The sequence below is a fragment of the Clostridium sp. TF06-15AC genome (assembly GCF_003481165.1).
Lineage (GTDB): Bacteria > Bacillota > Clostridia > Lachnospirales > Lachnospiraceae > Otoolea > Otoolea fessa.
On sequence record NZ_QUKS01000001.1, the window covers coordinates 128,134 to 147,754 of the forward strand.

Annotated in this window: 16 protein-coding genes; all 16 read left to right on the top strand. The window is 51.6% G+C overall.

The genetic code is table 11. The features are described 5' to 3' along the window. The first annotated feature begins 18 nt into the window (after positions 1-18). The 16 genes from spoIVA to DXC57_RS00660 all read left to right on the top strand — a co-directional run bounded on the left by spoIVA (position 19) and on the right by DXC57_RS00660 (position 19,581). Positions 19-1,494 carry a stage IV sporulation protein A gene (spoIVA, locus tag DXC57_RS00585; RefSeq protein WP_106999830.1) on the top strand — a complete coding sequence of 492 codons (1,476 nt, stop codon included), beginning with the start codon at positions 19-21 and terminating at the stop codon, positions 1,492-1,494. A 209-nt stretch (positions 1,495-1,703) separates the two neighbouring features. Then, complete coding sequence (locus DXC57_RS00590; RefSeq protein WP_118472308.1) at positions 1,704-3,311, top strand: MBL fold metallo-hydrolase; 1,608 nt, start codon at positions 1,704-1,706, stop codon at positions 3,309-3,311. Between the two features lie 33 nt (positions 3,312-3,344). Continuing rightward, positions 3,345-3,818, top strand: a complete 474-nt coding sequence (gene rnhA / locus DXC57_RS00595; protein WP_022359619.1) for a ribonuclease HI — start codon at positions 3,345-3,347, stop codon at positions 3,816-3,818. Positions 3,819-4,070: 252 nt separating this feature from the next. After that, on the top strand, positions 4,071-4,913 hold the full coding sequence (locus tag DXC57_RS00600; protein ID WP_118472309.1) for a lysozyme inhibitor LprI family protein: 843 nt from the start codon (positions 4,071-4,073) through the stop codon (positions 4,911-4,913). Positions 4,914-5,127: 214 nt separating this feature from the next. After that, complete coding sequence (gene alaS, locus DXC57_RS00605) at positions 5,128-7,737, top strand: alanine--tRNA ligase (RefSeq protein ID WP_207722918.1); 2,610 nt, start codon at positions 5,128-5,130, stop codon at positions 7,735-7,737. A 137-nt stretch (positions 7,738-7,874) separates the two neighbouring features. Then, positions 7,875-8,051, top strand: a complete 177-nt coding sequence (gene rpsU, locus DXC57_RS00610; RefSeq protein ID WP_003504099.1) for a 30S ribosomal protein S21 — start codon at positions 7,875-7,877, stop codon at positions 8,049-8,051. Positions 8,052-8,148: 97 nt separating this feature from the next. Next, positions 8,149-10,023, top strand: a complete 1,875-nt coding sequence (locus tag DXC57_RS00615; protein ID WP_118472311.1) for a DUF6020 family protein — start codon at positions 8,149-8,151, stop codon at positions 10,021-10,023. 65 nt (positions 10,024-10,088) lie between these two features. Further along, entirely contained in the window at positions 10,089-10,361 is a 273-nt protein-coding gene (locus DXC57_RS00620) for a YabP/YqfC family sporulation protein (RefSeq protein WP_106999834.1), read from the top strand. 9 nt (positions 10,362-10,370) lie between these two features. After that, positions 10,371-11,660: a sporulation protein YqfD gene (locus tag DXC57_RS00625; protein WP_182431287.1), complete on the top strand. Its 1,290-nt coding sequence runs from the start codon at positions 10,371-10,373 to the stop codon at positions 11,658-11,660. Continuing rightward, entirely contained in the window at positions 11,635-12,669 is a 1,035-nt protein-coding gene (locus DXC57_RS00630) for a PhoH family protein (RefSeq protein ID WP_243017788.1), read from the top strand. The genes DXC57_RS00625 and DXC57_RS00630 overlap by 26 nt, the downstream gene beginning before the upstream one ends. After that, positions 12,666-13,163 (top strand): rRNA maturation RNase YbeY, encoded by a 498-nt coding sequence (ybeY, locus tag DXC57_RS00635; protein WP_022359625.1) that lies wholly within the window; start codon positions 12,666-12,668, stop codon positions 13,161-13,163. Before DXC57_RS00630 ends, ybeY begins: the two co-directional genes overlap by 4 nt. An 82-nt stretch (positions 13,164-13,245) precedes the next feature. Further along, on the top strand, positions 13,246-14,370 hold the full coding sequence (locus DXC57_RS00640; RefSeq protein ID WP_118472313.1) for a DUF3048 domain-containing protein: 1,125 nt from the start codon (positions 13,246-13,248) through the stop codon (positions 14,368-14,370). Further along, a complete protein-coding gene (locus tag DXC57_RS00645) occupies positions 14,351-16,162 on the top strand; it encodes a polysaccharide biosynthesis protein (RefSeq protein WP_243017789.1) in 1,812 nt (603 codons plus the stop codon). The genes DXC57_RS00640 and DXC57_RS00645 overlap by 20 nt, the downstream gene beginning before the upstream one ends. A 75-nt stretch (positions 16,163-16,237) precedes the next feature. Next, positions 16,238-16,615 carry a hypothetical protein gene (locus DXC57_RS00650; RefSeq protein WP_106999838.1) on the top strand — a complete coding sequence of 126 codons (378 nt, stop codon included), beginning with the start codon at positions 16,238-16,240 and terminating at the stop codon, positions 16,613-16,615. Positions 16,616-16,699: 84 nt separating this feature from the next. Then, complete coding sequence (locus DXC57_RS00655; RefSeq protein ID WP_118472315.1) at positions 16,700-17,944, top strand: NAD(P)/FAD-dependent oxidoreductase; 1,245 nt, start codon at positions 16,700-16,702, stop codon at positions 17,942-17,944. After that, positions 17,941-19,581, top strand: coding sequence for an FAD-dependent protein (locus DXC57_RS00660; protein WP_118472316.1), 1,641 nt, complete (start codon positions 17,941-17,943; stop codon positions 19,579-19,581). Before DXC57_RS00655 ends, DXC57_RS00660 begins: the two co-directional genes overlap by 4 nt. The last annotated feature ends 40 nt before the right edge of the window (positions 19,582-19,621 follow it).

Sequence of the window (19,621 nt, forward strand, 5' to 3'; positions counted from 1 at the left end):
GACCAAGGGGGTATTTTTATGGATCATTTTAATGTATACAGCGATATCCAGGCGCGAACCGGCGGCGAGATCTATATTGGGGTGGTTGGTCCGGTTCGGACAGGGAAATCGACCTTTATTAAGCGCTTTATGGAACTTCTCGTCCTTCCGGGGCTGGAAGATGTCCATGCCCGTGAGCGCGCCCGGGATGAACTTCCCCAGTCTTCGGCGGGGAAAACGATCATGACAACGGAACCGAAATTTATCCCTAAAGAGGCGGCAAAGCTCTCGCTTGGGGACGGTGTGGAGGTGCGGGTCCGCCTGATCGACTGCGTCGGTTTCATGGTGGAGGGCGCTGCCGGTCATATTGAAAACGAGAAAGAACGCATGGTGCGGACGCCGTGGTATGAGGAGGAGATTCCATTTACAGCGGCAGCCGAGCTGGGAACGCGCAAGGTCATCACGGATCATTCGACGATCGGGCTTGTGGTTACGGCGGACGGCAGTTTTGGGGAGTTGAAACGGGAGAATTATGTTCCGGCGGAAGAGAAGACCGTGCAGGAACTGAAAAAACTGGGAAAGCCGTTTCTGGTGCTTTTAAACTCGCAGAAACCATATTCGGAGGAGACGCGGGCGCTGGCAGCCCGGATGACCGAAAAATATGAGGTGCAGGTGCTCCCAGTCAACTGTGAGCAGTTGCGCGCCGAGGATATCCGGGAGATTCTGGGGCAGGTGCTTCTGGAATTCCCGGTCACGGAGATCGATTTTTCGATTCCGAAATGGCTGGAGATTCTGCCAAACAGCCATTGGCTTAAATCGGAGGTCATACAGGCAGTCCGGGGGATGATGGATCGGACGGTACATATGCGCGATGTGGCGTTGGCGCTGCCGGAGGAAACCGGGGAAGCGATCCGTCGGATCCGGATTGTATCAATGAAAATGGATGATGGCAGCGTTCAGGCGGTGGTCGAGCTGGACGACGGGCATTATTATCAGATCCTCAGCGAGTATGTGGGAATGCCGATCGAGGGCGAGTACCAGCTGATGCAGACCTTGAAGCGGTTGGCGTCGATGCAGAGCGAGTATGAAAAGGCATCCGTGGCGCTCACGCAGGCGCGCAAGAAGGGCTATGGGGTTGTCACGCCGGAACGCGGGGAGATCGTCCTCGATGAGCCGCAGGTGGTGCGCCACGGCAATAAATATGGAGTCAAAATGAAAGCGCAGGCGCCGTCCATCAATCTCATCAAGGCGCAGATTGAGACTGAGATCGCGCCGATTGTGGGAAATGAACAGCAGGCAGAGGATTTGATCCGATACATCCGGGAGAATGCTGGAAAAGGTGAGGAAGGCATCTGGGAAACCAATATTTTTGGAAAATCAATCGCCCAGATCGTCGATGACGGGATTCAGGCCAAGATCTCCCAGCTCACTGAGGACTGCCAGGTGAAGCTGCAGGATACGCTGCAGAAAATCATCAATGACAGCAATGGGGGTATGATCTGTATTATTATATAATAGAATAGGTCTGGCTCTTGTTGGGAAAATGGTGCGTTGTCTGGAATGGGAATGTGGGACAGATAAGGTGATTTTATGAAAATTTTATCGAAACTTTATCGGGGAAATTGCAAAATTGTCAGAAATCAGTTATAATGAGGCTAATAGCAAAAACACTTTCCGCAAGGGGTATGCGGAGACACAAACGACAGAACAGGGGGGCTGATTTTATGAGGCTTACATTTATCGGTGCGGATCATGAGGTTACAGGCAGCTGTCATTTTCTGGAGGCATGCGGGCTGAATATTCTGATTGACTGCGGTATGGAACAGGGGATCAACAAGTATGAAAATGCAGAACTTCCGATTCCGTATTCGGATGTGGACTATGTGTTGGTGACGCACGCCCATATCGATCATGTGGGATTGCTTCCGCTTATCTATGCGAGGGGATTCCGCGGACAGATTATGGCGACGCGCGCGACCTGCGATCTGTGTGATATCATGCTGAAAGATTGCGCCCATATCCAGGAGTCAGAAGCGGAGTGGAAAAACCGGAAAGCCATGCGTGCCGGAAAACCGGAGGTGACACCGATTTACACGATGAACGATGCAGAAGGGGTACTGCATCACTTTGTCCCCTGCAATTACAATGAGATTATCCGTCTGAATGACAATCTGGAGATTCGGTTTGTCGATGTGGGACATCTGCTTGGTTCGGCTTCGATCGAGATCTGGATGAAGGAAGACGATTGTTCCAAGAAGATTGTATTTTCAGGTGATATCGGTAACAAAAACAAGCCACTCATTCGCAGCCCGCAGTACATCCGTCAGGCGGATTATGTTGTCATGGAGAGCACTTACGGCGGTCGGTTCCACAAGAATACAGGCGATCACGTGGAAGAATTTGCCCGCGTGATTCAGGAGACGTTGGATAAGGGCGGCAATGTCGTGATCCCGGCATTTGCGGTCGGCAGAACGCAGGAAGTGTTGAATTACATCCGTATTATCAAGGAGAAGAACCTTGTAACCGGGCACGGCGTATTTCCGGTTTACTTAGACAGCCCGATGGCGGTGGAAGCGACCGGCGTGTTCAAGGACAATATGATGGATTGCTACAATGAAGAGACGAAGGAGCTGGTAAAAAAGGGCATCAATCCGATTTCTTTCCCGGGTCTGCATCTCTCGATCACCAGCAGCGATTCCGTTGCAATCAACTTCAACGAGGAACCGAAGGTTATCATCTCGGCAGCCGGCATGTGTGATGCGGGCCGTATCCGCCATCATCTGAAACACAACCTCTGGAGACCGGAGTGTACGATTTTGTTTGCTGGCTATCAGGCAGTCGGCACACTGGGACGCAGCATTACTGAGGGACGCGAGGAAGTGAAGCTGTTCGGTGAGTCGATCGAGGTCAAAGCACGGATCGAGAAGATCGAGGGCATCAGCGGCCATGCGGACGAGACCGGGCTTTTGGAGTGGGTTGGCAGTTTTATGGAAAAACCGTCCCAGGTCTTCGTGGTACACGGCGATGACACAGTGTGCGATGCATTTGCAGAGACGGTCAAGGAGACTTACGGCATCAATGCGATGGCTCCGTTCTCCGGCAGTTCCTACGACCTGAAAGAGGGATGCTTCGTGACTGTTACGAAGGGTATTCCGATTCAGAAACCGGCAGTGAACGAAGCAACGAAGAAAGCGGCTGGTGTATTTGCCCGCCTGCTGGCAGCCTGCGACCGCCTGCGCCGTGTTGTTATGCATAACGAGGGCGGGGCGAACAAAGATTTGGCACGTTTTGCCGACCAGATCAACTCGCTCTGCGATAAGTGGGACCGCTAAGCTTCAATAATAGACATAAAGGAGATTTCTGACTTGAAAGTAACTATATACACAGACGGCGCCGCCCGCGGCAATCCAGATGGTCCGGGCGGATTTGGAACCGTCATTCACTATGTAGATCCGGCAGGAAAACTGCACACGAAAGAGATTTCCGGCGGCTACAAACGAACTACGAACAACCGTATGGAGCTGATGGCAGCCATCGCCGGTCTCGAGGCGCTCAACCGCCCCTGCGAGATCGAACTCTATTCAGATTCCCAGTATCTCGTCAACGCTTTTAACCAGCACTGGATCGAGGGCTGGATCAAAAAAGGCTGGAAACGCGGAAAAAATGAGGAGGTTAAGAATGTAGACTTATGGAAACGCCTGCTCGCTGCCAAGGAACCCCATCAGATTTCGTTTTTCTGGGTGAAAGGGCATAATGGACATCCGGAGAATGAGAGATGTGATTTTCTGGCTACTTCGGCGGCGGATGGGGACGAGCTGATGGTGGATCCGGGGGTATAGCTCGTTACTGCTCACACATGTGTGACCAGTAACAGGATTTTGCCGATGCTTCGCATTCCAAATCGGCAAAATCTGCATCCGGAACTGTATTGTACGGAATTTTCAGTTCAGAAAATTCCTACCTGTGAGCAGTTACTATAACAACCCTTACGATATGTTTACATCTTTCGATCATCTATTTTCAAACCGTCTTAAATGTGCTATTTTAAAATTATCAAGTGAACAGGAATAGCAAAGGCGGTTGAGAGTAATTTGAAAAATAAAGGAATGATCGCTGCCCTCGGTCTGATTCTGGTGCTGGGGATTGTGACGACGGCGGCAACGCGGCGTTATATCCGGGAGCAGGCGGGAAGTGAGAGAAGCCTGACGGTCGGACCGGAGGCGATGTATGAGGCGGAACCATTTGCGGCGGAAGCAGCGGAAAATGGTCTGGCGGAGGATGCGCCGGAGCCATCTTCTAAAAAAATGGCGCATGCGGAAAGCGTGGGGACAGAAGACAGAGCCTGTATGCAGGCGGAAGGAGATGTTTCTGTCCAGTCTTTAGGTGAACAAAAGGAAAAACGTGCAGATAATCGGGCGGCTGCTAAGGCGGCAGAGAAGCAGAGCGCGGGCGATGAGTCGGATCATTCTGTGAATACAGGGGCGGTTGTGTCCCCGGTTGAAAATGGAATTGTATCTCCTGCGCGAGGCGCGTCCTCCGGGACAGGTGCAGGCTCGGACCGGACAGCGGAAGATTACCGGAACCGGCTGGGCGAGATCGAGAATACGATTCAAAACCTGGAAAATTCGGGAAGTGCGAATACGACCGACGCGATGCGGGAGGCGGTCGCGTATGAGTACCGGCTCTGGGATGCCGAATTAAATCAGATTTATCAGGCAATCATGGCGGTGCTTCCAGACGAGGAGACAGACACGCTGCGTGGTCTGGAACGCAGATGGATCCGGGAACGTGATACGGCGGCGAAACAGGCGGCGGAGCGCTACAAGGGCGGCACGATGGAAAATGTCGAGTATACGGCGTCGCTGGCAAATTCGACGCGGGATCGGGCGTATGAGCTTTTGGATTTGTATGAATCGTATCTTCCGGCAGAGTAGTGAAAAAATTAGTAAATGGGACTTTTGCGGCATATAGAATTGCGGTAAGGGTCCCATTTTTGCACACTTTTTGTACACTTTTTGTACCGATAAACCTCTTGCGAAATGTAAATTCCTATGATAGGATATAAAGAATGAGGAAAATTTTACTTAAATAGAAGTAACTATAGGAGGAAGCAACGTGAAAAAATACGGTGTGAACGAACTTAGAAAGATGTTCTTAGACTTTTTTGAGAGCAAGGGACATCTGGCAATGAAGAGTTTCTCTCTGGTTCCGCATAATGATAACAGCCTTCTGCTTATCAACTCTGGTATGGCTCCGTTAAAGCCATATTTTACGGGTCAGGAGATTCCGCCGAGAACAAGAGTATGTACCTGTCAGAAATGTATTCGTACCGGCGATATCGAGAATATCGGTAAGACTGCCCGTCATGGTACCTTTTTTGAGATGCTTGGCAACTTCTCCTTCGGTGATTATTTCAAAGAGGAAGCGATTCACTGGTCCTGGGAATTTTTAACCGAGGTTGTCGGACTTGATCCGGATCGCCTCTATCCGTCTGTGTTCGAGAGCGATGACGAGGCATTTGATATCTGGAACAAAGAGATGGGTATTCCGGCAGAGCGTATTTTCCGCTTTGGCAGAGAGGATAACTTCTGGGAGCATGGCGCTGGTCCGTGCGGTCCGTGTTCTGAGATTTACTATGACCGCGGTGAGAAATACGGCTGCGGCAAACCGGGATGTACGGTAGGCTGTGAGTGTGACCGTTACATGGAGGTATGGAACAATGTATTCTCCCAGTTTAACAATGACGGTCACGGCAACTACACCGAGCTGGAGCACAAGAACATTGATACCGGAATGGGTCTGGAGCGTCTGGCAGTGATCGTACAGGATGTAGATTCCCTGTTTACGGTTGATACCAACAAAGCTCTGTTAGACCGTGTCTGCGAGCTGGCACATACCGAATATCAGAAAGATCATGAGACCGATATTTCTCTGCGTATTGTAGCGGATCATATCAAGTCCTGCACCTTCATGATTTCCGATGGCATTATGCCATCCAACGAGGGACGCGGATATGTTCTGCGCCGCCTTCTGCGCCGTGCAGCACGCCATGGCAAAAAACTTGGCATCGAGGGTGAGTTCTTAGCAGCTCTGTCCCGCACCGTTATCGACCTTTCCAAGGATGGTTATCCGGAACTGGAAGAGAAGAGCGCGATGATTTTCAAGGTTCTTTCTGAGGAAGAGGATAAGTTCAACAGGACCATTGATCAGGGTCTTGCGATCCTTGCTGATATGGAAGAAGATATGAACAAGAAGGGCGAGAAAGTGCTGTCCGGCGACAACGCATTCAAGCTCTACGATACGTATGGATTCCCGATCGATTTAACCCGTGAGATTCTCGAGGAGAAGAGTCTCGGTATCGATGAGGACGGCTTCAACGCAGCGATGAAACGCCAGAAAGAACAGGCGAGAGCGGCGAGAAAGACGACTAACTATATGGGCGCGGATGTTACGGTATATCAGTCCATCGATCCGGCTATTACAACTGAGTTTATCGGCTATGATCGTCTGACAGCGGAATCCGAGATTTCCGTTCTGACGACCGAGGATGAGATTGTAGAGGCACTGACTGACGGTCAGACTGGTACAATTATTACCAAGGAAACCCCGTTCTACGGAACCATGGGTGGTCAGGAGGGTGACTTCGGTCAGATTACCGCTCCGGACGGCTCTGTGTTTGAAGTAAAAGATACCATTCATTTACAGGGTGGCAAGATCGGTCATGTCGGTGTTGTAGTAAAGGGTATGTTCGAGGTGGGAGAAAAAGTAATCATGTCGGTTGACAAGGAAAACCGTGAGCTGACTTCCCGCAACCATTCCGCAACTCATCTGCTTCATAAAGCGCTGCGTACCGTACTTGGTAGCCATGTAGAGCAGGCTGGTTCCCTGGTAACCCGTGACCGTCTGCGTTTCGACTTTACTCATTTCTCTGCGATGACTCCAGAGGAGATAGAGAAGGTTGAAAAGATTGTAAATGATGAGATTGCAGCATCCCTGCCGGTTGTAACCGATGTTATGTCCTTGGATGAGGCAAAGAAGACGGGCGCAATGGCACTGTTTGGCGAGAAGTACGGCGAGAAAGTCCGTGTTGTCAAGATGGGAGATTTCTCCACCGAGCTTTGCGGCGGTACACACGTATCCAACACAGGCACAATTGCATCCTTCAAGATTCTCTCTGAGGCTGGTATTGCAGCAGGCGTCCGCCGTATCGAGGCGCTGACCTCCACCGGTTTGATGAACCACTACAAAGAGGTAGAGAATGAGCTGCATGAGGCGGCGAAACTGGCAAAGACCACTCCGGCTGCACTGAGCAGCAAGATTGAGTCCATGTTAGAAGAGATCAAGACTCTGCACGCAGAGAATGAGAAGTTAAAAAGTAAGCTGGCGAACGACTCTCTGGGCGATGTTATGAACCAGGTACAGGATGTAAACGGCGTGAAGCTGCTGGCAGTTGAGGTTAAGGATGTAGACATGAACGGTCTGCGTAATCTGGGCGATCAGCTGAAAGAGAAGCTGGGCGACGGCGTTGTTCTGATTGCATCTACTCTGGATGGCAAGGTAAGCCTGATGGCTTCTGTAACTGACGGCGCGATGAAGAAGGGTGCACATGCTGGAAACTTAATCAAAGCAATCGCAGGTCTTGTCGGCGGCGGCGGCGGTGGCCGTCCGAACATGGCACAGGCTGGCGGAAAGAATCCGTCTGGTATTGCAGCAGCCCTTGAAAAAGCGGCAGAAGTAGTAGCAGAGCAAGTAAAATAAAAAAATCATAAAAAAATGTAAAATGTTGTTGACGTATCATTTTTTTATGATATAATCTTTTTAGTGCTAAAAAAATACCCATACAGTTGTATTAATATGCACTTATTACACAACTGGAGGGAGGTTAGGTGTGAGCTATGTCAAATGTAATCGTTAAAGATAACGAGAGTCTGGACAGCGCTTTACGCAGATTCAAAAGAAACTGTGCTAAGGCTGGTATCCAGCAGGAGATTCGGAAAAGAGAGCATTACGAGAAACCGAGCGTTCGTCGTAAAAAGAAATCCGAAGCTGCTAGAAAACGCAAATACAATTAAGTAACGCAAAAGTCTTGGTTTTCATATGAACCAGGACTTTTTTGTGCAATAGGAGAAAGAGAAGAAATGCGATGTGGCGGATGATGGAGTGAGGGGCATGAGAGAAAAGCAGGAAAATGAGAGACGGGGAAAGGGATTGAAACAATATATTGCGGATCGGCGCCTGGCAGCAGTCAGCCTTGTGCTTGGCGTTTTGATGGGGCTGATGATTCTTCTGGGAATCCGTTACAGCCGCAATGAGCTGATTTACCGGACGGCGGGACAGTTTTTGGGACAGTTGGCGGGCTGGGCGGTGTGTATGACGGTGATGGTCTGGGCGATTTGTGTGGGACTGGATGCTTTGGGGCGTGGCTGGCCTGAGATACGGGATTTTCAGTTCAGAGAATTCCTGCCTGTGAACAGTTACCAGAAACGGACGCAAGCACGGAGGGGGAAAGACTGCGAAGACCAGGGAAGCAGCCGCGATGTGGAAAGCCAGGGACGGGAATCGAAACAGCGCGCAGCGAAAAATTCGGATTTGGGGACATGGCTGAAATGGATGTTTCTCTCCTGGTGCGTCTATCTTCCGGTTTTTCTGGCGGTTTATCCGGGCATTTATTCTTACGATGCGTCCGCGCAGCTCCTTCAGTTTTATGGAAAACTGCCGCTGACAACCCACCATCCATTAATTCATACGCTATATCTGGGACTCTGCATGAAGATTGCGGGGCGTCTGTTCCATACCTATCAGGCAGGGATGGCGCTGTATGCGCTGTCGCAGTCGTTTTTTATGAGTGCAGTATTTTCCCTGTGTCTGTGCCGGATGAAAGCGCGGCGGGCACCGCGATGGCTCTGCGTTGCTTCGTGGACGTTCTGGATCCTGAATCCGTATCTGACGGTCTTTTCCTTTGTCACGACGAAGGATGTGCTCTTTGGCGCATTTTTCCTGCTGGCATTTGATACGGCATGTTGTCTGGCGGAGGATCCGGAGCATTTTTGGCGGGGAATGTGCCAGAAGAAAGAGGATTTGGATAAAGAAAGAGAGCTGGATAAAGAGAAAAATCCGAATGGAACAGGTTCTCGGAAAGAAGTGGGAAAGACGGGTGATTGGCTGCTCTTTTTTGTGAGTGTGTTTTTCATGTGCCTGTTCCGGAATCAGGGAATCTATGTGTTCCTGTTTTTTGTTTTGGCAGTCTGCCTGTTTTTACGAAAAAAAGTGTATCGCAGAAACTGGTTTATCGGGGCATCTCTGCTGGTGGCAGCTTTATGGTATGTTTTATCCGGTCCGATTCCAACGGCGTTCGGCGTGGGAAAGGGCGATGCGAGGGAGATGCTGTGCGTGCCAATGCAGCAGCTGGCGCGCATATATCATGAAGTCCCGGAGAAATTGACGCCGGAGGAAAAGGATTATATCGAGACGCTGATTGACCCGCAGGCGCTCAGTGAGTATGTCCGTGTCAATGCGGATCCGGTGAAAAATGGATTCCATACGGAAGTGATGCAGGCAGATATGGGACGCTTCGTTCGTATCTGGTCGGAAATCGGGAAGCGCCATCCGGGTATTTATCTGGATTCATTTCTGATGGGGAACTGGGGGTACTGGTATATGGGAGACAGCCAGTACTGGATCAGCTATATTTTATACGACGGGGCATACTTGGAAGGTAATTTAAATATCCTGCATATCACGCGTAACAGCCATTTTCAGGCGCTTTCGGACTGGTTGAGGGAGGCGACACTGACACCGGCATTCCAGTCGGTTCCGGTGCTGTCGGTGCTTCTCAATCAGGCATTTCCGTTCTGGCTGATGCTGTTTGCGGCAGGATTTGCAGTCTGGAAGCACCGGGCGTATGAGATCATTCCGCTGATGCTTCTGCTAGGCTGCTGGGGAACACTTCTGCTGGGACCGGTGGTTTCCCTGCGGTATGCATTGCCGTTGATTTACTGTGTGCCGCGGATGCTGGAAATGATAGTGGGTTTGACGGGAAAATAGTAAACGGCATAGTTTCTGCTTTCCTACATATATTAGATAATAACAATGAAATAGGCGGTAGGCGCTTGTTTGGCAGACAGAAAAAAGCGATCGTTTCGGCACTTCATCTGCCGGAGGACGTCGTTCTCGGAGAGATGCTTCTGTATTTTACCGGCAGTCGGGCGGCTGTGGTAGAAAATTACAGGAGCATTCTCTTTTTTTCCGACGAAATGCTGCGGCTGACGGGAAAGAACATCCGGCTTACTATCAAGGGGAAAGGGCTTTCGATTGAGTATTATGACCGCGACAATCTGCGGGTCACGGGGCAGATTGTGTCTGTCGAATTTGGGGTGCTGTGAGGAATGAGTATGGCGAAGGTAAGACACCTTCTACATGGGATAGTGCGGCTTAACATGCGCGGCACCTCCCCGGAGAGATTCCTGAATCTCTGTACGCTGGCAGGTTTAAATGTCTGGCAGGTAAAAAAAGAGCAGGAAAATCTGCTGTTTTATATGGAAATCCGCGATTTTAAGCGGTGTGCGCCACTGGCAAGAAAAGCGGGAGTCCGTCTGCATATCGTTGAAAAGCGTGGACTGCCGGTGTTTCTCTGGCGGAACCGGAAACGGAAAGGGTGGGCGGTCAGCTTCGTCCTTTTTTTTCTGTTATTATTGTTTCTGGCACAATTTGTCTGGGAGATCGACTGGAGTGGAAACCGGCGTTATACCGAAAGTGAGCTGAATCATTACCTCCAGACGCTGCAGATTGAAGAGGGAATTCCCAAGAAGCGGATTTCCTGTGCGAGGCTGGAGGAAGAACTGCGGGAGTCATTTGAAGATATCACCTGGGTGTCGGTGCGCCTGCATGGGACGCGCCTTTTCATCCGTCTGCGGGAGAGCGAGGTTCCGGTCCGTCAGGAAGTGGAGTCCGGCGAGGCGTGCGATCTGGCGGCGGCATCCGACGCGCGGATCACGTCGGTAGTCGTCCGGAGCGGAATCCCGCTTGTGCAGGCGGGAGATACGGTGGAAAAGGGGCAGCTTCTGGTGTCGGGAACGGTGCCGATCACAGATGATGGAGGCGAAGAAATTTCCTCTTACCGGGTGCGGGCGGATGCGGATATATATGGGATCCGGGAGCGGGTCGGGAGAAAGGAGCTTCCGCTCTGGAGGGAAATGCGGACGGAAACGGGAAAGAAACGATACGGAATTGCTTTGGAAGCAGGAACACACACATTTTACTGGAAAATTCCAGAATTTTATGATATGATAGAACATACATTCGATATGGCGGAGCAGTGGGGCTTTTTCAGACGAAGCAGGCGGATGAAACCTGCCTGGACGATCCGGACGGAGTACCGGAAATTGCGGCTCCCGCTTGATTTTTATCTGCCGCTTTCTGTCGGGTGGAGTGAGTACCGGGAGACGTCTGTCTGCGAAAAAAGGTATACAGAACCAGAGCTTGCGGCGCTGTCAGCGGCATTTCAAAAGGAGACGGAAGAAAAATTGATCGAAAAAGGTGTACATATTATGGCAAGTGATGGTAGAATACTAATAAATGGCGGAGTCTGCCATTTTGAGGTACGGCTTCAGACGGAGGAGCCGATTCAAGTTGTGACACAAGGAGAACAGCAAAGGAATGAGCATAATAGAGACAATGATTGATATTCCGATGGAACATGAGCGGAATGTATGCGGACAGTTTGACGCGTATCTGAAAAAGATTGAGCGGACGCTGCACGTGACGATGATCACACGCGACGGCGCGCTGAAAATCATCGGTCCGGAGCAGACGATCCGGCAGGCGAAGAGTGTGTTCAACAATCTGTTAGAGCTTTCCAAGCGCGGCAATACCGTTACCGAGCAGAATGTTGATTACGCCCTGTCGCTGTCCTTCACGGAGAAGGATGATCAGATTCTCGAGATCGATAAGGATATCATCTGCCGGACGATCACGGGCAAGCCGGTCAAACCGAAGACGATGGGACAGAAACAGTACGTGGACCTGATCCGCAAGAAGATGATTGTATTTGGCATCGGTCCGGCGGGTACCGGAAAAACGTATCTGGCGATGTCGATGGCGATACAGGCATTTAAGAGTGGCGAGGTAAGCCGGATCATCCTGACGCGTCCGGCGATCGAGGCGGGGGAAAAACTGGGTTTTCTGCCGGGCGATCTGCAGAGCAAGATCGATCCGTACCTGCGTCCGCTTTACGATGCGCTGTATCAGATTATGGGGGCAGAAAGTTACCTGCACAATTCTGAGAAGGGCTTGATTGAGGTGGCGCCGCTTGCGTACATGCGTGGTCGTACCCTGGATAATGCGTTCATCATTCTCGATGAGGCGCAGAATACGACCCCGGCACAGATGAAGATGTTCCTGACACGTATCGGCTTTGGTTCCAAGGTGATCGTGACGGGCGACCAGTCGCAAAAGGATCTGCCTGCCGGAGCTGCGTCCGGACTGGATACGGCGATTCATGTACTCAAGAAAATTGACGATATTGGTTTCTGCTATCTGACCAGCAGCGATGTAGTCCGCCATCCGCTGGTACAGAAGATCGTAGAGGCATACGATGCGTATGAGAAAAAAGATGCGGATGCGTCCCGCGGTTTCCGGAGAAATAGTTCCGGGACGCGTGACCGGAAAGATGGAGGAAGAAAGAACAGATGACAATCCAGATCGAATATGAAGCAGAGCGGGAGTGGGAGATAGATTACCGGCCGATCATCGAGGAGATCGTGGTTGCGGCGCTCGATTATGAAAAATGCCCGTATGAGGCGGAGGTCAATGTAGTCCTGACAAATGATGAGGAGATTCATCGTATTAATAAGGAATTCCGAGGAATTGACCGGGCAACCGACGTCCTCTCTTTTCCGATGGGTGATTACGATGTGCCGTCCGATTTTGAACGGTTGGAAGAGCAGTCAGAGGACTATTTTAACCCGGAGACGGGCGAACTTCTTCTGGGAGATATCGTGATCTCGATCGATAAGGTAGACGAGCAGGCAGAGAAATACGGTCATTCTAAGGAGCGCGAACTGGCGTTCCTAGTGGCACACAGTATGCTGCACCTGTGCGGTTACGATCATATGGAAGATGACGAACGTCTTGTGATGGAGAAAAAACAGGAGGAAATCCTGGCTGGCAAAGGGTATACGCGCTAAAAGCAGGGAAAAGAACCGGAGGGAAAGGGGAGAGCCCATTCGGGAAATGAGGCATATGGGGATGTGATGGGGGAAGTACGGAATGAAAAAAAGCAGTTGGAAAATAAGGGCACTGGCACTGACTCTGATGGCAGTCTGCTGGCTGTCAGGCTGTTCGGCTCACAAAGAAATATCGGTAACGGTAGCAGAGACACAGGAGGAGACACGTGAGCTGTCCTTAAATACAGAGACGGAGGCCGAAACGCAGCCGGAAGCAGAGCCGGAGGAACGCTGCGAAAAAGACGGGAAGATACAGAGTTATCTGACCGGGGAATGGACGGATGTCGCAAAGGCGAACCGACGTCCGCTCGCGATCATGATGAGCAATGACAAGGTGGCGCTTCCGCAGTATGGCATCAACCATGCCGGAGTGGTCTATGAGGCACCAGTGGAAGGCAGCATGAACCGCTATATGGCACTGATAGAGGACTATGACGATCTGAACCGGATCGGTTCCGTCCGGAGCTGCCGCCCATACTATACTTTTTTTGCAAGGGAATTTGAGGCGGTCTATGCACATTATGGGCAGAATACGTTTGCACTTCCGTATCTGGAGCAGATGGAACATTTAGATGGAATCAAAGGCAATGGGGCATCTGCGTATTTCCGGACCAAGGATCGGAAGACCCCGCACAATGCCTATGCATCGGGACCAAAGCTGCGCCAGGCGATCGAGGCGAGCGGTTATGCGGATGTGTACCCGGAGAGCTATGAGGGGCATTATACTTTTGCGCCGGAGAGTGCGCCGGTGTGCTTTGAGGATGGTATCGCAGCGGCCAAAGTAGTGCCAGGTTATCAGTTAAGCAATCCCTGGTTTGAGTATCACCCGGAGGACGGGCTGTACTACCGGTATCAGTATGGCGGTCCGCATATGGGAGATGAAGGACAGATAGCGGTTAAAAATATTATTTTCCAATACTGTTTGTGGAAATATTATAAACCGACGGAATATCTGGATATTGATGTCCATACACCGGCGACGGGGTATTATTTTACAAATGGACACGGCATTCTGATTCGTTGGGAAAAAGACGGCGCTTACGGCGTCACAAAGTATTACGATATGGACGGTCAGGAAATCAAGCTGAATCCGGGCAAGACCTGGGTCTGCATCCTTCCGAATGACCGTATGGATAAGGCGGAATTCTATGGAGAACAGACGGAGTAGAAGAAAACCCGGAATGCGGGAAGAGACAGAAAGAGAGATAATCAGCCGGCAGCGTACGGCAGGACGTAGAGAAGAAGCAACCGGAGGCAGCCGGGAAAGTGCGGGTAGAAGCCGTAACCGGTCAGGAAGCAGCCGGAAGCCGGAAGCGGTTCCGGTGAGAAAAGAAAATTTTGTCATTCAGGGTACGATCCTGGCAGTTGCCGGTATCATTGTGCGTCTGATCGGTATTCTGTACCGCGTCCCGATGACGAATATCATCGGCGATGAGGGCATGGGATATTATTCGACGGCATTCAATGTATATAATATCATGCTGATCCTTTCATCGTACAGTCTGCCTCTGGCGGTGTCGAAGATGGTAGCGGCCCGCCTTGCGAAAGGGCAGTACCGCAATATGAACCGTGTTCTGCGGGCGGCGCTTGTCTATGCGACGGTCGTAGGTGGTCTGGCATGCTTTATTACCTGGAATTTTTCAGGCTTTTTTGCAACGACCTTGTTTAACACGCCGTTCTGCGTGTATGCACTCCGCACACTTGCGCCAACGATCTGGATCATGGCGTATCTGGGCGTGCTGCGCGGTTACTTCCAGGGACATGGAACGATGATTCCGACGGCGATCTCCCAGATCCTGGAGCAGGTGGTCAACGCGATTATCAGTGTGGTGGCCGCCAGCGTCCTTTTCAAGGTGGGACTGGATACAGCGAAAGTATATGGAAAAGATGGATATGCACAGGCATTTGGCGCGGCAGGCGGTACGATCGGCACAGGAAGCGGCGCGTTTGCAGCCCTGTTATTTGTGCTGGTATTGTTTTTACTCTACCGTCCGACGGCAAAACGGCGGATTGCCAAGGATCGGAGCGGTAGTGTGGATTCCTACCGTCAGATTTCGAGAATCTTCTTCTTTACCGTTATTCCGGTTATCGTAAGCTCGGGTGTTTACAATATTAACTCGGTTATTGACAACGGTATCATGGCGCACGGCATGGAGTCGCTGGGACGCGGCAAAGAGTTTTTAGCCCTCTGGGGTATCTACAACAACAAATATATGCTGCTGGTACATGTCCCGCTTGCGATGGCGAACTCACTGTCCTCATCGCTGATTCCTTCGCTGTCCGGTGCAATAGCGCGTAAGGACCGAAAGGCGGCGATTGAGAAGACAGCCCTTGCGATCCGGTTTGCTATGCTGATTGCGATTCCGTCGGCGGTGGGGCTGACGGTACTTTCAGCGCCGGTCAATAACCTGTTATTCCGGGGCGGCAACAATGCGGAAGCGATCCGTATGATGATGATTGGCGCTTCAGCCGTTATCTTCCTGTCGCTTTCGACGGTTACCAATGCAATCTTACAGGGACTTAACCGGATGAATGTTCCGGTGCGGAACGCCTTGATTTCGTTGGCATTACACGTGATTGCGCTGTATATTATGCTGATGATCTTCAATATGGGTATCTACAGTATGGTATTTGCAAGTATTTTATTTGCGCTCTTTATGTGCATTTTAAATGCGATCGCGATCCGCAACACACTCGGTTACCGCCAGGAGATGGTCAAGACCTTCCTGCTGCCGGCGATCAGCGCAGCATTTATGGGCGCGGCGGCATATGGCGTGTACCGTGGGGTTACGCTGGTGATCCACAGCAATGTGCTGGGAACGCTGCTGGCGGTGCTTGTGGCGGTCGCGGTATATGGCGTGCTTCTTATCAAGCTGCACTGTATCGAGGAAGATGAGATGTATTCGATGCCGATGGGACGGAAACTCACACGCATCTGCCGGAAGCTGCATCTGATGTAGGGTTAGAAATTTAGTTATGATTAAAATTTAGAAAAAAGTGAATAATAAGGATACACAACAGGAGGTATCCTTATTATGAGAAAATATCAGGGAATACTGTTTGCGGCGCTTTTTTGTTTTGCAATGCTTCTGCTTCTGGCGGCAGGGCTCTGGTGGTACCGTCCACGGCGGGCGGAACCGGTACCGGGGCGCGTGTATGAGTCAGAGCGGATGCCGGAGAATAATGCGGTTCTGAACCCGGAACCGGAAGTGGCGGAGAAACAATCCGGCTATTGTCTGACGGCGGAGGATGGGATGCTGCTTATCTTTGACGGAACAAGCGGCGAAGTCTGTTTCCAGACCCATATGCCGCTCTCAGAATTTTCCGTGGAAGAACAGGAAAAACTGCTGGAAGGAGTCTGGTTCGACACAATGACGGATGTGTTTCACTATCTGGAGTCTTTCAGCAGTTAGATGTGATTATAATACAGTCAAAAAACAAAGAAGAAAGTCCGCGTATGAACGGTACGAAGCAAACGGTCAGGAAGGGAAATAGGAATGAGTCAGAATAAAGTAATCATAGTGGGAGCGGGAGCAGCCGGAATGACGGCTGCCATTTTTGCTGCCAGGGAGGGCGCACAGGTGGTTCTGCTGGAACATAAAGACCGGGTCGGCAAGAAGATCCTGTCTACCGGCAATGGACGCTGTAACCTTTCAAACCGTTTGCAGGAGCCGTTCTGCTACCGCAGTGGTCAGCCGGATTTTCCATGGAAGGCGCTTGGGGCGTTTACGCTTCCGATGACACTGGAATATTTTGAGGATCTCGGCGTTTTGACGCGGGAACGGGACGGATATCTGTATCCATATTCCGGGCAGGCAAGCGCTGTTTTAGATGCACTCCGTCTGGGACTTGCGCGGGAGTCGGTTCAGGTGGTGACGGAATGTGAAGTTTTCTCGATCACGCCGCGCGAAGATGCGAAACACCGGTTTGAAGTGAAGACGTCCCAGGGGAGCTTTTCGAGCGAGACGCTGATTCTGGCGTGCGGCAGCAAGGCGGCACCGGGTACAGGTTCGGATGGAAGCGGATACAAACTGGCGAAACGGCTGGGACACCATATCATCAAGCCGCTTCCGGCACTGGTTCAGCTTCGTTGCCCGGAAAAGTTCTTTAAACAGCTCGCTGGAGTACGCGCGGATGCCTCTGTGATACTCTACAGCGATGGCAGAAAGCTGGCGGAGGACAAGGGTGAGGTGCAGCTTACGGATTATGGTATTTCGGGGATTCCGGTTTTCCAGGTCAGCCGCTTTGCGGCGCGCGCGCTCGATGAGGGACGGGATGTACGGGCGGTACTCAATTTTTATCCGGAATGCCCGGAAACGGAGACACGCCGGATATTAAAAGAGCGGAGTGAGCGCCTGAAAGAACGGCAGGTGGAGGACTTTTTTTCCGGCTGGATACATAAAAAACTGGCAGCTCTGTTTTTAAAACAGGCAGGAATCCGGCCAGATCGGACGGTTGGCAGCCTGACAGAGGTACAGATTCAGACGCTGGGGGATCTGCTCTGCCGGTTTGAGGTCAGCGTGAACGGTACAAATTCCTTTGAACAGGCACAGATCTGCTGCGGCGGCGTCGATGTGCGGGAGGTTGACGCACAGACGATGGAATCGAAGAAGGTAAAAGGGTTATATTTTGCCGGGGAGATTCTGGATGTCGATGGCATCTGCGGCGGTTATAATCTCCAGTGGGCGTGGAGCAGCGGCGCAGCAGCTGGAAAATGTGCTGGAAGGGAGTCAGATAAATGATACGAGTAAATCAGGTAAAACTGCCGGTCAGCCACAGTGAGGCGGATCTTCGCAAGAAAACCGCCAAAATGATGGGAGTATCGGCAGATCAGATACAGTCGGTGGAGCTGGTGCGCCAGTCTCTGGATGCGCGCAAAAAGCCAGATCTGTACTATTTATATGCATTAGATGTTGCAGTGGCAGGGAAAGAGGCGGCGATTGTCAAACGTGCGCGTAGTGTAAATGTGCAGATCCGAAAGGAAGAGGCGTACCGCCTGCCCGATCCGGGAATAGAGCCGCTTCGGGAACGACCGGTAATCGTGGGTTTTGGTCCGGCAGGTATGTTTTGTGGTCTGATGTTGGCGCGTGCCGGATATCGCCCGCTTATTCTGGAACGGGGGCTGGATGCGGACAGCCGTGCAAAGGCGGTTGCACGTTATTGGACAGATGGAACGCTGGATCCGGAGTGCAATGTGCAGTTCGGCGAGGGCGGTGCCGGTACGTTTTCAGATGGAAAGCTGAATACGCTGGTCAAGGATCCGTCTGGGCGGAATAAGGAAGTGCTGAAAATCTTGGCGCAGGCGGGCGCGGATCCGACAATTACCTATGTGAACAAGCCGCACGTTGGAACGGATGTTCTGCGGACGGTGGTAAAGAATATTCGAAGTGAGATAGAGAGCCTGGGCGGTGAGGTACGGTTTGGCTGCCGTCTGGAGGACTTTGAGACACAGAATGGTCATTTGTGTTCCATCCGCGTTAGTGCCCGTAAAGGCACGTCGGAGGCAGGACGGACGGTGGAGGAGATTCCGGCATCGGCACTGGTGCTGGCGATCGGGCATAGCGCCCGCGATACGTTTGCGATGCTGGCAGAGAAACCGCTCGACATGCAGGCAAAGGCATTTGCGGTGGGACTGCGGATCCAGCACCCACAGACGCAGATCAACTTAAGCCAGTACGGACGGGAAGAAGCCGGGAATCTGGGGGCGGCCAGCTATAAGCTGACGGCACAGACCTCCGGAGGCAGGGGCGTGTATTCTTTCTGTATGTGTCCGGGCGGCTTTGTTGTGGATGCATCCTCAGAGCCGGGACGGCTGGCAATCAACGGCATGAGCAACCATGATCGTGCCGGTGCAAACGCAAACAGCGCCCTGATTGTGACCGTTACACCGGAGGATTTTCCACAGCCGGGCACACTTGGCGGCGTGACGTTCCAGCGTCAGCTGGAGGAAGCGGCATACCGCTGCGGCGGCGGAAAAATCCCGGTACAGCTTTATGGAGATTTCCGGGAAAACCGGATTTCAACGGGATTTGGAGCAGTGACACCACAGTTTGAAGGGCAGTTTGCATTTGGAAATCTGCGGGAGGTGCTGCCGGAAGTGCTTTCGGCAGCGATGTTAGAGGGAATGGAACATTTTGGACATGTGATTCATGGCTTTGACCGCGAGGATGCGGTTTTTGCCGGAGTAGAGAGCCGGACCTCCTCGCCGCTGCGGATTCCGCGTGACCACGCGACGATGGAGAGCAGCACGATCGCGGGCATCTACCCATGCGGCGAAGGCGCTGGATATGCGGGCGGCATTACCTCGGCGGCGATGGATGGGATGAAGACGGCAGAGGCAATTATCGCGAAGTATGCTATCCCCAAAATTAAATTGTGAGAGAGAATGGTTCAGCGGCTTTAGGCTTTATAGTAAGGAT